This window comes from Flavobacterium sp. ASV13 (assembly GCF_000745775.1).
GTDB lineage: Bacteria > Bacteroidota > Bacteroidia > Flavobacteriales > Flavobacteriaceae > Flavobacterium.
Window position 1 is genome coordinate 152,725 of sequence record NZ_JQJY01000003.1, and the last position, 16,356, is coordinate 169,080.

At 36.3% G+C, this 16,356-nt stretch carries 9 protein-coding genes; all 9 read left to right on the top strand.

From position 1 onward, the window contains the following. Positions 1 to 182 precede the first annotated feature (182 nt). Positions 183 to 3,314 carry a SusC/RagA family TonB-linked outer membrane protein gene (locus GQ47_RS07950; RefSeq protein WP_035647058.1) on the top strand — a complete coding sequence of 1,044 codons (3,132 nt, stop codon included), beginning with the start codon at positions 183 to 185 and terminating at the stop codon, positions 3,312 to 3,314. A 16-nt stretch (positions 3,315 to 3,330) separates the two neighbouring features. Continuing rightward, on the top strand, positions 3,331 to 4,803 hold the full coding sequence (locus GQ47_RS07955) for a RagB/SusD family nutrient uptake outer membrane protein (RefSeq protein ID WP_035647059.1): 1,473 nt from the start codon (positions 3,331 to 3,333) through the stop codon (positions 4,801 to 4,803). A gap of 28 nt (positions 4,804 to 4,831) precedes the next feature. Beyond that, positions 4,832 to 6,733 (top strand): arylsulfatase, encoded by a 1,902-nt coding sequence (locus GQ47_RS07960; RefSeq protein WP_035647061.1) that lies wholly within the window; start codon positions 4,832 to 4,834, stop codon positions 6,731 to 6,733. 11 nt (positions 6,734 to 6,744) lie between these two features. Continuing rightward, positions 6,745 to 8,676 carry an arylsulfatase gene (locus GQ47_RS07965; RefSeq protein ID WP_035647063.1) on the top strand — a complete coding sequence of 644 codons (1,932 nt, stop codon included), beginning with the start codon at positions 6,745 to 6,747 and terminating at the stop codon, positions 8,674 to 8,676. A gap of 346 nt (positions 8,677 to 9,022) precedes the next feature. Then, complete coding sequence (locus GQ47_RS07970) at positions 9,023 to 10,081, top strand: sterol desaturase family protein (protein ID WP_035647064.1); 1,059 nt, start codon at positions 9,023 to 9,025, stop codon at positions 10,079 to 10,081. Between the two features lie 15 nt (positions 10,082 to 10,096). Beyond that, positions 10,097 to 12,049 (top strand): alkyl/aryl-sulfatase, encoded by a 1,953-nt coding sequence (locus GQ47_RS07975; protein WP_035647066.1) that lies wholly within the window; start codon positions 10,097 to 10,099, stop codon positions 12,047 to 12,049. Between the two features lie 10 nt (positions 12,050 to 12,059). Continuing rightward, a complete protein-coding gene (locus GQ47_RS07980) occupies positions 12,060 to 12,776 on the top strand; it encodes a thioredoxin domain-containing protein (protein ID WP_035647067.1) in 717 nt (238 codons plus the stop codon). A 246-nt stretch (positions 12,777 to 13,022) separates the two neighbouring features. Next, entirely contained in the window at positions 13,023 to 14,639 is a 1,617-nt protein-coding gene (locus tag GQ47_RS07985) for a sulfatase-like hydrolase/transferase (protein WP_035647069.1), read from the top strand. 111 nt (positions 14,640 to 14,750) lie between these two features. Continuing rightward, the gene (locus GQ47_RS07990; RefSeq protein ID WP_035647071.1) at positions 14,751 to 16,010 is read left to right on the top strand and encodes a YeiH family protein; all 1,260 of its coding nucleotides are present in this window, start codon (positions 14,751 to 14,753) and stop codon (positions 16,008 to 16,010) included. Positions 16,011 to 16,356: the final 346 nt, after the last annotated feature.

Consider the following 16,356-nt stretch of genomic DNA (forward strand, 5'->3'; position numbering starts at 1 on the left):
AACTAAAAAAAACTAAAATGAAAAATATGCAAACGTGTTGCTGTAAATAAAAAAAGCCATTTCTGCGGCAACAGAAATGGCGAGGCTTAAAGAACATTTATCACTAAATCAAGGAAACAATTAGAGGGTTGAAAATTCAACGCTCAGGGCGCCTTGTTAATTACTTAAACCATTACAAAGAAATGAAAAAAATTTTAAAGATATACTCAATATTATTTCTCTTGCTTCTGACGGCAGGACTAAATGCCCAGAATACGCCCCCGCTTATTCAGTCAAAACTTGATGGAACTGTTGTGGATGACATTACAAATCAGCCCATTATTGGCGCTTCAGTAACCATTAAAGGAACGACACACGGTGTTATAACAGATGCTGAAGGAAAATTTTATTTTCAAACTGGCCAAAAATTACCTTATACTTTAATCGTAAGCTACATTGGATATAAAAAACTTGAAATCGTAGTGGATAAAAATCCGGTAACAATCAACTTAAAAGAAGAGCGTCAGGAATTAGACGAACTGGTAGTTGTTGGGTATGGATCTCAAAAGAGAAAAGACATTACAGGTTCAGTTGCTTCTGTTCCAAAAGCAAATTTATCTCAAGTAACTTCATCTGCAGATAACTTGCTTCGCGGTGCGATTCCTGGTGTGGTAGTTACACAAAGTTCTGGACGCCCGGGAGCTTCGTCAAGTGTACGTATTAGAGGTGGAAACTCCATTACAGCTGGTAACGAACCGCTTTATGTATTAGATGGCATTTTAATTTACAATGACAATAATAATGGTACAGCAGGTGTAGCAAATGCAGGAGCAACTGTCAATGTACTTTCGACAATTAATCCAGCTGATATCGAATCTATTGAAGTTCTGAAAGATGCTTCAGCAACTGCCATTTATGGATCTCGAGGTGCAAATGGAGTTGTTATTATTACAACCAAAAAAGGAACAAAAGGACAAGATAATATTTCATACCAAGGTTATTTTGGTTTTCAAAATGTTTCAAAAAAATTACATTTAATGGATGCCAGCCAATGGGCAAGTTTACGTAACGATGTTCAGGCAAGTATCGGTCAGGCGCCTTCTTTTACTGCTGCTCAAATTGAAGCTTTTAAAACTTCGGGAAGCTATGACTGGCAAGATGCTGTTTTTAGAACTGCTGCTCCAATTCAAAATCATCAATTGACTTTTTCTGGTGGAGATGATCGTTCAAGATATACGATTTCGGCAGGATATTTTGATCAGGACGGAATTGTAATTGCAACTGATTTTAAACGTATTTCACTTCGAGCTAATTACGAAAGAAATTATTCTCAGAATTTCAAATTTGGCGTAAATGCCAATTATACAAATTCGGCTTCAAACGGAGTTGGAACAAATGGCGGTGCTGCAGCCGGAAGACAGCCAAATCCATTAGTGGTTGCACTTTATCAACCGCCTGTTGTACCAATCAGAAATCCAGATGGAAGTTTTAATTTAACTAATAATCCGTACGCAACAGCAACTAATGGTATTATTCCGAATCCAATTAATGATTTGGAAAACACAACTAATGAGACTAAAATCAACAGGATTTTAACCAGCTTATTTGGTGAATATAAAATTACTAAAGAAGTTGTTGCAAAAGTTGCGGTAAGCGGTGACGTAATTGATACTAAACAAAACTATTATGCACCAGCAACCACTACAAGCGGAGCGGGAGTTAAAGGTTTGGCTTCTGTTGGTACTCGCCGAGTAAGTTCTGTTTTAAATGAAAACACAATTAATTACAATACTACTTTCGGCGAAAGCCATAAATTCTCAGCTTTAGGAGGTTATACACTTCAATACACAAAAGGTGAGGTTGTAAATGCAGGAGCGCAGACATTTGTAAATGACGCGAATACTTATAATGCACTGCAAGATGGTGTTCCTGTAAAACCTTACAGTGATGCATTCGAAAGCGTATTAAAATCATGGTTAGCGAGAGTAAATTACTCTTATCAAGGGAAATATAACTTTACACTTTCAGGCCGCGCCGATGGTTCTTCAAGATTTGGTTCAGAATCACTTTGGGGCTATTTTCCATCAGCAGGATTTTCTTGGAATATTACCGACGAAGATTTCGCTAAAAATATTAAAGGCGTAACAGAAGCTAAACTTAGACTTACAGCAGGAACAACAGGAAACCAAGAAATTGGAAACTACCTTTCACTTGCTTCAATGGGTTCTGTAAATTATGCTTTTGGAGGAACTTTAGCAACAGGACTTGCTCCTACCCGATTAGCAAATCCTGATTTGAAATGGGAAAAAACAAATCAATACAACGTTGGTTTGGACTTATCATTATTAGACCGAAAAATCAATTTTGTTTTTGATGTTTATTACAAAAAAACAAAAGATTTGTTAATCAACGTTCCAGTGCCGTTGACTTCAGGATATGCAACTGTACTTCAAAATATTGGAGGTGTTGAAAACAAAGGTCTTGAAATTGGTTTGATTACTGAAAACATAAAAACAGATAATTTCTCTTGGAATTCTAACTTCGTTTTTTCTACAAATAAAAATAAGGTAACGGCGATAGGAAATGGTGTCGATCAGTTTTTTCCAGTTGTGCCAAATGGCTCATTATTACAGCAACAACCTGTAATTGTAAAAGTTGGATTGCCTCTAGGAACTTTCTGGGGATACAGAACAAACGGAATTTTCCAAACTCAGGAAGAGGTAAATACACAACCAAAAATCAACAGTTTGGCTAACACAAAAATAGGTGACAGAAAATATGTTGACACAAATGGAGACGGTGTAATTACTGCTCTAGACAAAGGAAACTTAAGTACTTCTCAGCCAAAATTTGTTGGAAGTTTCAGCAATACAATTTCGTATCATGATTTTGATTTGAATTTCTCTTTCCAAGGTGCTTATGGCGGAAAAATATTCAATGCTTTGAATCAGCAATTAGAAATTTCTACACTTGGAACAAATGCTAACGTGACGTTAGATGATCGTTGGACACCAACAAATCCAAGCAATGAAATTCCGAGAGCAACAAGTTCACCTTTAGGAATAGTTTCAGAACGTTATGTTGAAGATGCTTCTTTCTTGAGATTGAAATTAATTACGCTAGGTTATACTTTGCCAAAAAGTGTTTCTAAAAAACTGGGAACAAAAAGCGTGAAATTCTATGTTTCTGCAGAAAACTTAATTACATGGACAAAATACACTGGTTATGATCCAGAAGTAAGTTCATACGAACAAAACAACTTATATCCGGGAATTGATTTTGGATCTTATCCAAACTCAAAAACATTCATCTCGGGCTTGAACGTAACTTTCTAAGTAAAAAAAATATAAAATGAAAAAGATTATTATAACATTCCTATTAAGTGCCGGTTTATTTGTATCGTGCACAGAGTTAGAGGTAACACCAACCTCTTTTGTAACCGAAGATAATTACTTTAAAACCCAGGATGATGCTGTAGCAAGCGTAACGGCTGTTTATGCTTCGTTAAGCTTAGATCCCGGAGAGCAGAGTTTATTTGGAAGAAACCTTTATTTCTTAACTGATATGGCTTCAGATTATGCTGCAGCTGGGGTTTCAGCGACAAATCCACAAGTTAGAGCATTAAGCAGTTTAACGCACGATGCAACTTCAGATCGTGTTCAGGTGGCGTGGAGACAAATTTATGCTGGAATCAACAGAGCGAATGTTTCAATTGATAATATTCCGAAAGTTACCGGAACAGAAGCTGTAAAAAACAGATTGATTTTAGAAGCAAAATTTATCCGTGGATTACTTTACTTTCAGGCAGTTCGTCTTTGGGGAGGCGTTCCAATTGTTTTGCACGAGCCAACTTCTATTCAGTTAGAAAGCTTAAAATCAAAAAGAGCAACTGTTGAAGAAGTTTACGCACAGATAATTTCAGATTTAAAAGATGCTGAAAGTCTCCCTGCAACTTATCCTGCAACAGACGCTGGACGTGCAACATCTGGTGCTGCAAAAGCTATTTTGGCAAAAGTATATCTGACAAGAAAAGATTGGCCAAATGCAATTACAAAAGCAAAAGAGGTTATTAACGGCGGATATGGTTATGCGTTATTCGAAAGTTTCCAAGATATTTTTACTAAAACAAAAAAGAACGGAAAAGAGCATATTTTCTCTGTACAATTTGAGCCAAATCAAGCCGGAAACGGATCAAGCGGAAGCACTTTTCAAGCGACGTCATTTACAGGATTCACTGCTACAGAACCTGCTGATATTATTTCAGATGTAGCCTTGTTTTATGACATTTATGCTCCCGGAGATACTCGAAGAGATGTAAGTTATGCTAAAACATTGCCAATTCCTGGTACTGCGAACATTTATACTTTTCCAAAGCCAATTTTCAAAAAATACTTAGATCTAACAAATCTGGCTACTCCTTCTAACGTGGCAATCAACTTTCCGGTTATTCGTTATGCCGACATTTTATTGTCTTTGGCGGAAGCCATAAATGAACAAGGCGGACCAACTGCAGAAGCTTACGAACTAATCAATCAGGTAAGAAGAAGAGCCTTTGCAAAGCCAATTACAACGCCAGATGCAACTGTAGATTTAGTAGGCTTAACGCAAACGACTTTTAGAGCTGCCATTCAGGAAGAGCGCAAAAAAGAATTCGTTCAGGAAGGACAAAGATGGTTTGATTTAGTTCGTTGGGGAACTCTAGTTACTGAAGTGAAAAAAGTAACGGCTAAAAACTCTGTTTCTGAAAGAAATAATCTGTATCCGATTCCACAAAGTGAAAGAAATATCGATCCTGTCGGTTTACCTCAGAATCCTGGATATTAACCAATCAACCACTATTAAACCATAAATTATGAAAGATTATAAAAATAGCATTTCAATCAAAAGTCCTAAAAAAGGGCTTTTAATTACTGCAGTTTTACTTGCACAATTTGGTTTTGCACAAACTAAACCAGATGAATTTAAAGGTGTAATCGGAAAAACCTTAGCCGATTCTAAAGAATATTGGCCAGAACCTGTTACGGCTCCAAAAGGCGCTCCAAATGTTGTTTGGATTATTTTGGATGATGTAGGATATGGAGCTTCAAGTGCTTTTGGAGGCTTAATCCAAACTCCGGTTTTAGAAAGTCTTGCTAACAACGGATTACGATATACCAATTTTCATACAACAGCGATCTGTGCTCCTACTCGTTCGGCTTTATTAACAGGTAGCAATTCTCATAAAGTTCATGTTGGCGGATTTTCGCACACGATTATGTCTGCAGGATTTCCAGGCTGGGACGGAAGATTGCCTTCAAAAAACGGAACTGTTGCCGAGATTTTACGTGATAAAGGATACAACACTTTTGGCGTAGGTAAATATGGAATTACTCAAGACGAAGACGCTACAGATGCCGGACCTTTTGACCGCTGGCCGACTGGAAAAGGATTTGAGCATTTCTTCGGATTCTTAGGTTCAGCAACCGATCAATATAAACCCGATTTAATCGAAGATCAAGCGCACGTTACTCCTGACGGACGTCACCTGAGCGAACAAATTACAGATAAAGCAATCAGTTATATTGCCAGACAACAAAAAGCAGCACCGGGAAAACCTTTCTTTTTATATTATTCTCCGGCAGCGGTTCATGCACCTCATCAGGTTGCTCAAAAATGGAGCGATCCGTATAAAGGAAAATTTGACGATGGCTGGGACGCTTACCGCGAAAAAACCATTGCCAATCAGAAAAAATTAGGCGTTATTCCTTCGAATGCTGTTTTGCCGGAACGTAATCCGCTTATTGCAGACTGGAAAAAATTAACACCGGATCAAAAGAAAGTGTATTCCAAATTTATGGAAGTATACGCCGGATATCTTACTTATACGGATTATGAAATTGGAAGATTGGTTAATTATTTGAAAGAAATTAATCAATTAGAAAATACGGTTGTCTTTGTTTTAATTGGGGATAACGGAGCAAGCAAAGAAGGAACATTGCAAGGTGCTGTCAACAGACAAACGTATGTTGTTGGCGAAACAGACGAAACGGTTTTTCAAAATAATTTAAAGCGAATTGGCGAAATTGGAACACCTGAAACGTACACCAATTATCCTTTAGGCTGGGCACAGGCAACAAATGTTCCTTTTAAAGACTGGAAACAAGATGCCAACTCTGAAGGCGGTACTCACAATCCGCTGATTGTTTATTATCCAAAAGGAATTAAAACGCCAGGAATCAGAACACAATACAGCCACGTAATTGACATTTTGCCAACAACGTTAGATATTTTAGGAGTTAAAGCGCCTGAATCGATCAGAGAAATTAAGCAAGATACTATTCAGGGATATTCTTTCTACAATTCTTTGAATGACGCAAAAGCAATTTCAAATCATAAAGTACAGCATTATTACATTTTTGGAGCCAGAGCGATTTACAGCGATGGTTGGAAAGCGGCGGCCGCGCATCATCCAAATTCAATTGAAGCTAAAGAAGCTTTAAGCGATCCAAAAAAAGCAGGTTTATTAAAAGCTGATTTTGACAAAGATGTTTGGGAATTGTACAACATCAACGAAGATTTTAATGAACAAAAAGATTTGGCTAAAAAATATCCTGAAAAACTCGCTGAATTAAAAAAACTATTTGATCAACAAGCCAAGAAAAACAACTTATATCCTTTAATAGATTGGTCGGATGTTTATCAGAGAAAAATACACCAGACACCAGGTACAGAAGGAAAATCAGCCCAAGAACTATTGACCAAAGCAAACAAGTAAAAAATAAAACTATGAAAAATTTTAAATACAACAGTTTAATCAAAAGTCCTAAAAAAGGGCTTTTGATTACAGCGCTCCTGGTTGCACAATTAGGAGTAGCACAAGATAAACCAGAAGAATTTAAAGGTGTTATCGGGAAAACTTTAGCCGATTCTAAAGAATATTGGCCAGAGCCAGTAAAAGCCCCTAAAGGTGCACCAAACGTAATTTGGATTTTATTAGATGACGTAGGATTTGGAGCTTCAAGTGCTTTTGGAGGTTTAATCAGTACGCCAACTTTTGATCAGTTGGCTAATAATGGTCTACGTTATACCAACTTTCATACAACGGCGATTTGTGCGCCAACTCGTGCGGCTTTATTGACTGGAAGAAATTCTGGAAGAGTGCATGTTAGCGGATTTTCACACACGATTTTATCTGCTGGTTTCCCTGGTTGGGACGGAAGAATTCCTTCTGATAAAGGAACAATTGCTGAAATTTTACGTGAAAACGGATACAACACTTTTGCTGTTGGAAAATACGGCGTAACTCCAGATGAAGATGCTACAGATGCAGGACCTTTCGACAGATGGCCAACCGGAAAAGGTTTCGATCATTTCTTCGGATTCTTAGGTTCTCAAACCGATCAATACAATCCAGATCTAGTTGAAGATCAAGTACACGTTACGCCTGACGGACGTCACTTAAGTGAATTAATTACAGATAAAGCAATAAGCTATATTCAGAAACAACAAAAAGCAGCTCCGGGAAAACCATTCTTCTTGTATTATGCACCGGGAGCAGCACACGCACCTCATCAAGTTGCTACAAAATGGAGCGATCCTTACAAAGGAAAATTTGACAAAGGCTGGGATGCTTACCGCGAAGAAGTTATTGCGAACCAAAAGAAATTGGGCGTAATTCCGGCTAATGCAGTATTACCGGAACGCAATCCATTAATTACAGATTGGAAAAAATTAACGCCAGATCAAAAGAAAGTTTATACAAGATTCATGGAAGTTTACGCTGGATTCCTGACATATACAGATTATGAAGTGGGAAGAGTTGTAAATTATTTGAAAGAAACGAATCAACTTGACAACACTGTAATTTTTGTTGCCATTGGCGATAACGGAGCAAGTAAAGAAGGAACAACTGAAGGAACAATCAACCAAAGTTTATTTGCTCAAGGCGTAACTGACGAACAAAATTTAAAGACCAACTTAGCGAATATCGACGAAATTGGTACAGCAAAAGGTCTTAACACAAACTACCCTTTAGGATGGGCTCAGGCTACAAATGTTCCGTTCAAAAACTGGAAACAAGATGCACAGTCTGAAGGTGGAACTCATAATCCACTGATTGTTTTTTATCCTAACGGAATTAAAGACAAAGGCGGTATCAGAAATCAATACAGCCACGTAACCGATTTGCTTCCAACAACTTTAGACATTGTAGGAGTTAAAGCTCCTGAATACATTAAAGGCATTAAACAGGACAAAATTCAAGGTTCTTCTTTATATGCTTCTTTAGATAACGCTAAAGCCGAATCATTACACAAAGTGCAATACTATTACATTTTTGGAAATAGAGCTATTTATAAAGATGGTTGGAAAGCCGGCGCAGCGCATGCGAATCCGTTTACTTCAGCAAAAACTGCCGGTAATCAAGCACCTGCACCAAGCAATTTTGATACTGATGTTTGGGAATTATACAACTTAAACGAAGATTTCAACGAGCGTAACAATTTAGCAGCAAAATATCCTGAAAAATTAGCTGAGCTTAAAAAATTGTTTGACGAGCAAGCTAAAGAAAACAACGTTTATCCGTTAATTGACTGGCAGGATGTAATCACAAGAAAAATACATAATACGGGTCCTGATAAAGGCAAAAGTCTTCAGGATTTAATTAAACAAGTTACAAAACCAGGAGAAGGCACAACAACTGCTGGGGGTAGCCATTAAGATAGTGATTTTCAAAACCTGCAAGGTTTCTAAAACCTTGTAGGTTTCACTATAAAACACAAAAACACATTTTGATTTAGAATTCACTAAAATCACAATAAATAATAAAAAAGAAACAATTAAAACACTACTAATTCTATAGAATTAAAAGTTTTTAATTTAAATTTACACTTTATAACTTTTTGATTTTCACCAATACACAATAAAAAAATAAGAAATCATGAAACGAGTAGACTATGAAATTATAGGAAAAAAAATCATCGTGGGCGCGATTGTTTTTTTAGTTCCGCTAGTCATATTGGCGGGAGGTTTAGCATTAATTAATCAATTTTTAAAATAAGAAATCATGGCAATAGTACAAAGAGAAAAACTAACAAGAGATTTACTAATAAGTCTTTTTATTTATTCTTTGCCGGTAGTGGCAATTTTCCTTTATTTCAAATTAAGCAATAATTTAGTAAGCGAATCGCACATTTCATTACCCGCTTTTTTAGAATTTTCAAAGCCCGCTTTTGAGCATATCAGAACTTGGGGATTAACCGTTTTTATGCTGGTTTTAGGCGTAATCGAATTTACAGCAGGGTTATACGATGACGAATGGACAGGCCAAGAACGCAAAGTTGATATTATTTGTTTCTTAGCACCAAAATTGCTTTTGCCTCCAGTAATTGCTTTTTTCAGCTTGACTGCTTTACCATATCTAATTCCGGATTTAGCTAACACACTTTCGTGGGTTCCTTTCTGGGGAGGATTTTTTCTAATCGCAATTGCTGATGATTTGACACAATATTGGTACCACAGACTGCACCATCAAGTTCCGTTTTTATGGCGTTTCCACAGAACACATCACTCTGCTCCTTATATGGGAATGGCGATGGCTTCTAGACAAAACTTTATTTACACGGTTTTCTTTTCGCAAATTTATTTGACTGCAACTTTAACATATTTAGGTTTGGGTTTACCGGCTTTATTCGTTTTGGTTATTAAAAGTTTCATCACTCTTGGCGCACACTCAAGTATTGCTTGGGACAAACCATTTTACAAATACAGAGTTTTACATCCAATTGCATGGGTTTTAGAAAGATTGATTTCGACTCCGGCTACGCACCATGCGCATCACGCAGATACAAGCGGAGATGGTGTTGGACATTTTAAAGGAAACTTCGGAAACATGTTTTTCATTTGGGATGTAATTTTCGGAACAGGTTTAATCACACGTAAATTCCCAGAGTCATACGGGACAAAATCATATAAACAAGAAGAATGGTACGCACAATTTTTATGGCCAATATTCAAATCCAAAAAAGAAGGAAGTCCGCTTGCTGATGGCGTATTATCACTTCCGTTAAAAGCAAAACCGGTAGTAGAAACTACTGAACAAAGTCCAGTATTAGAGCAGGCGTAATCTTTTAAATTAATTATGAAGAAAAATAAAATAAGTGCTTTACTAATTGGATTTACATTTGTTGCAAACGCGCAAGCTCCAAAACAGGCATCAACTTTTACCCAAAAGTCAAATGAGGCAGTATATTCAAAATTAAATTTTGATGATACTGCCGATTTTACTGATGCAAAAAGAGGTTTCATCGCCACTTTACCAGACGGAAAAATTCTTTCAAAATCAGGAAATGTAGCCGTAAATCTAACCGATTTTGATTTCATAAAAGGAAAAGCTCCGGCAACGGTAAATCCTGCTCTATGGCGTCAGGCGCAATTGAATAACATCAACGGATTGTTCAAAATTACAGATGGTGTTTATCAGGTTCGTTCTTTTGATGCTGCCAATATTTCTTTCATAGAAACTAAAAATGGCTACGTCGTAATTGATGCATTAACGATTGAAGAAGCTTCCGCGAAAGCGTATGAATTTGTCAAAAAACATGTTGCCGACAAGCCTATTTTGGCCGTAATTGTTACGCACAGTCACGGCGATCATTATGGCGGACTGCAAGGTTTGGTTTCGGCCGAAGACATAAAATCCGGAAAAGTAAAATTCATTACACCAAAAGGCTTTTATGAAGAAGCTGTAAGCGAAAATGTACTTCTCGGAAATGTTATGCGAAGAAGAGCGGGATATCAATTCGGATTAAGTTTAGAAAGAAATGCGACTGGTCAAGTGGATGTTGGTTTAGGAAAACCATTTCTTGGCGGAGGAAGTTCATCGCTTTTACCTCCAAATTTCGAAATTGAAAAAACCGGACAAACCGTTACTATTGATGGCTTGGATTTGATTTTTCAGCTTACGCCGAATTCTGAAGCTCCAGCCGAATTAACTCTCTTTGCTCCTTCTAAAAAAGTATTTTTCTCTGCCGAAATTGCAAGTCATACCTATCATAATGTTTTAACGCCTCGAGGTGCCAAAACCAGAGATGCCAAGGCTTGGGCGGGATATCTTGACGAATCCATCGATTTATTTGGAGCAAAAACTGAGATTATTGTTCCGTCGCACACTTGGCCGGTTTATGGACATGATAAAGGAATTACTTTTCTAGAAAAACAGAGAGATTTATACAAATATGTGCACGATCAAACGGTTCATTTGGCCAATAAAGGTTTGAACAAAGATGAGATTGCCGAAGAAATAAAACTTCCAGCCGAATTAGCAAAAGAATGGTACAATCGTGACTTTTACGGAACGGTAAAACACAATGCAAAAGCAACTTATCAATTTTATCTAGGCTGGTGGGACGGAAATCCTGCTGAATACGATAAACTTCCTCAAGTTGAAGCAGCTAAAAAATATGTAGAATGGTTTGGCGGTGAAGAAACGGCATTGAAAAAAGCCAATGAAAGCTTTCAAAAAGGCGAATACCGCTGGGTTGCCGAAGTTTTAAAACATGTCATATTTGCAAATCCAGAAAATACTACAGCAAAAAATTTACAAGCTGATACTTTTGAGCAAATTGCGTATCAAAGCGAATCAGGAATTTGGAGAGATTTGTATTTATCTGGCGCAAAAGAACTCCGCGAAGGCGTAATTGTTCCCAAAAATCCTGTGAATCGCGCTGCCGGATTTTTAGCCAATTTAACTCCCGAAGCTATTTTCGATTATTTATCGGTTACGGTTGACGGAAATAAAGCGGCTGGAAAAGAAATTTCGTTGCGTTTTGTTTTTCCTGAACTAAACAAAAATATTCTGGTTTATCTTAAAAATGGCGTTTTGCATCAAAGTCAAACACGTGTTGATGATAAAGCCGAATTTACTCTGGCGATTTCAAAAGCCAAATTTGTAGAATTATTGACCAATCCGGAAAGTGCCAGAACAATTTTAACTTCTGAAGGTGTGATTTTTGAAGGTAATCCGTTTAAATTCAGAGAATTAGCTAGTGTTTTTGAACCGGCAAATCCGTATTGGAATATTGTAACTCCTTAAACTAAAAATCATGAAAAATAAAATATTTAGAAATAGCATTTCAACATTTATATTGCTTTTTACAATCATTGGTTTTTCACAAACTAAAAGCTCAAACACCGTTTCATTAGATGTTTTTTACAACAAAATTCAAGCGGAAAAAAATCCGCAGATAATTGATGCCAGAGGAGCTGAAGAATTTGCATTAAATCATATTCTGGGTGCTGTAAATTTCAATTTGGAATCAAAAGATTATGCTGAAAAAATTGCTAAATTAGATAAATCAAAACCTGTTTTTACTTATTCTATCGGCGCAGGAAGAAGCGTTTGGCTGGCAGACGATTTACTTAAAAAAGGTTTTAAAGAAGCTTACAGTCTGGAAGGCGGAATCGCGAACTGGATTGGAAGCGGAAAACCATTTTTTGCCAATTCTAAAAGCAAATTGACCTTAACCGAATACAACAAAATTATTGCTGATAATAAAACGGTTTTAGTTGATATTGGTTCCGTTTATTGCGGTGCGTGTAAAAAAGTAAAACCTGTTTTAGAAACTATAAAAGCACAATACGGAACCAAACTAAAAGTAGTCGAAATTGATCTGGAAGACAACACACAAGTCATTGCCGATTTGAAAACAATTAAAGTTTTCCCAACTTTAATTGTTTATCAAAATGGAAAAATCATTCTTAAAAAAGAAGGTTTTGAAAATTTGAAAAATGATGTTGATGTGGCTTTGGCCTCTAAATGATAATTTAATTTTCACAAGAAGATTTAACCGCATTTTTGTCATTTCGAGGAACGAGACCCGAGCGATAGCGAACAGGCGAAGCAAATCACACTAGTAATTCGACAAAGAATGGCGACTATCTGTGTAGAGTTTCGTGTGTGATTTCTCGTTCCTCGAAATGACAAATAATACGTGCACAAAATGAGAAAGACGCACTGCTGTGCGTCTCTACAATAAAACCTTTGTCTAAAACCAACTTACCAAAACATGGCAAACTATAAAAAAATAAAAAAGATTGTTATACCCATTTTAATCATACTCTTTTTATTAGCAGTATTCCTTTTCTGGCCAATAAACACAGACGGAACTTTAATAAAACCAGATGAAAAATTAGTCGAAGGAAAAGCTACATTCTTAGCACAAAAAGATACTTCGACTTCAGTAAAAAAAACCAATATTATTATTCTCCTTGCCGATGATTTAGGCAAATATGATATTTCGTTATACGGAGGAAAAGCAGCGCCAACGCCTCAAATTGATTCTTTGGCCGCTTCGGGAGTTACTTTTACAGATGGTTACGTATCAGCATCTATTTGTTCGCCATCGCGCGCGGGGTTACTTACAGGACGTTATCAAGAACGTTTTGGACATGAATATCAGCCGGGTGATCGTTATCCAAAAAATAACTTGGAATATTATGCTTTCAAATATTTAATCAATACCAATAATTGGAGATTAAATGCAAAAATTAATTATCCAAATGAAGCGTCGATAGCCACACAAGGTTTGCCACAATCTGAAATTACTTTTGCCGATTTAGCCAAAAAGCAAGGTTACAGCACCGCAATTATCGGGAAATGGCATTTGGGTCACAACAAAGGATTTTTTCCTTTAGACAGAGGTTTCGATTATCATTATGGCTTTTATCAGGCATTTTCGCTTTACACGCCAGAAGATGATAATCCGGATATTATCAATCATCATCATAAAGATTTTACCGATAAAATGATTTGGGGAAATGGCCGTGTCGGAATTGGGCAAATTCGTCGCGATACTACCATTATTCATGATAAAGCGTATTTAACTGAAACTTTTGCTGATGAAGCAGAAGCTTTTATTGACAAGAATAAAAACAAACCGTTTTTGCTTTACGTTCCGTTTAATGCGCCGCACACACCATTTCAGGTTCGTAAAAAATATTACGACCGTTTTCCGAATGTAAAAGATGAAAACAAACGTGTGTACTATGCTATGATCAGCGCGCTTGATGATGCCATTGGAAGAATCCGAGCTAAAGTCAAAAAAGAAGGTTTAGAAGAAAATACTTTGATCATTTTTGCCAGCGACAATGGTGGCGCCGATTATACTTTTGCAACCACAAATGCACCTTTAAAAGGCGGTAAATTTTCGCATTTTGAAGGCGGTATAAATGTTCCGTTTGCACTTTCGTGGAAAGGAAAAATAAAACCGAATACCGTTTATAAAACGCCTGTAAGCTCTCTTGATATTTTTAGCACGATTGCTTCTGTTACGGGTTCTGGCTTGCCAAAAGACCGAGTTTATGATGGCGTTGATTTAATTGATGTGGTCAACAATAATAAAGAAGCTCATAAAGATTTATTCTGGCGTTCCGGCGATGCAAAAGCAATTAGAAGCGGTAACTGGAAATTAATCGTAAGCGGTAAAACACACGAAACCTGGCTTTATGATTTAGCAAAAGACAAGTCTGAAACAACAGATTTAGCGGCAAAAAATCCTGAAAAAGTAAAAGAACTGAAAACCGCTTTGCAAAATTGGGAAAAAGGATTGATTAAGCCACTTTGGCCTAATTTGACTTATTATGAATTCGATTTTGGAAAACAAAAATACTTTGTGGATTTGTAATCTTGATCGAAGTCCTGCAAGGTTTTCAAAACCTTGTAGGTCTCATTTTCTACTTTTTTAAATAATTAATACCTATAAGGTTTTAAAAACCTTGCAGGAAATCAAAAACAAATGTCATCTCAAACAAAACAATTCAACATTCACGAAGACTGGACCGTAGTAATTCTAGGATTTCTAATTATCGTAATTTCTCTTTTTATTTTTCTTCCTGAAGTTCCGGTTTTCAAGTGGTCAAACGGTACAGATTTACTCACAGATGTTTTTAATTTTGAAAATTTAAAAATCCTCGGATTGCAATTTTTATATCTAATTGTAATTGGAACTCTCGGCACTTTTTTAATCGGGAAATCGATTAAATATTCTTTAATTGTTTTTCCAATCGTTTATTTTTTAACGGTTTTAGCATTAATTATTGCAGGAAATACGGAAATAAAAGCACTCAATTTAGAAGCCGTGATTTTCAGTTTGATAATTGGTTTATTGATTGGAAATTTCATCAAACTTCCAGAATGGTTCCGTTCGGCACTTTCTACAGAAGTTTTTGTCAAAATCGGATTGGTTTTATTAGGAACAAGTGTGATTTTTTCTGATATTTTAAAGGCGGGTTCATTAGGATTAATTCAGGCTTTGGTTGTTGTTTTGTCTGTCTGGTATTTTGCCTTTTGGCTTTGCCGAAAATTAAAAGTTGACGAAGAATTGACCATGATGATTTCGAGTGCCGTATCCATTTGCGGTGTTTCTGCAGCAATTGCAACTTCGGGTGCTATTAAAGGCGATTCTAAAAAGCTGTCTTATGTTATTTCAATTGTTTTGGTAACAGCCATTCCAATGATGATTTTCATGCCTATAATTGCTAAATATTTTAATTTCCCTGAAGAAGTTACCGGCGCATGGCTTGGCGGAAGTATTGATACTTCCGGAGCGGTTGTAGCTTCAGGAAGTTTGGTGGGCGAAACTGCTTTAAAAATTAGTACGATTGTAAAATTTTCTCAAAATGTATTATTAGGATTAGCGGCTTTTGCAATATCCGTTTATTGGACTTACACGAACAATAAATCGGCGGAAGCTGTAGAATCAAAACCCACTTTGAGTGTGATTTGGGAACGTTTTCCAAAGTTTGTAATTGGCTTTATTCTGGCTTCTCTCCTATTTTCTTTTTTCATTAGTTCCGAAACTCGAGATTCAGTAAAAGACAGTTTGAAAAATTTGCAGGGAATTTGGTTTGCCTTAGCTTTTACAAGTATTGGTTTAGAAACTAATTTTAAAGATTTACTTGCTAATAATAGTCGTAAACCTTTATACGCTTTTTTAATTGCGCAATTATTCAATGTGATTGTGACTTTGATTATCGCGTTTTTATTGTTTAATTAATTTTTTCCGCCACGAATTCACGAATTAATATGAATAATTCGTGAATTCGTGGCGGAAAAATTACTGTTTTCATTTCCTATAAATACCAATAAAAACTTCTATCCATTTCTTTTTTCAAAAAAAATCAAGATTAATTTGGTTTTTACAATATTAAATATAACTTTGTCTATGTAATTAGTAGAGTTTAATATTTAAAACTTACATTTTGAAAACAATAGCACACAGAACGTCTTTTATTCTTCCTAAAAATTACGCCTATAACACTTTTTGTTATATGTGTAGCTGTTGTTAATTCTCACATTTGTTTACTACGATTTTGCCTACTTTAAAAATCGGAATAAACCAC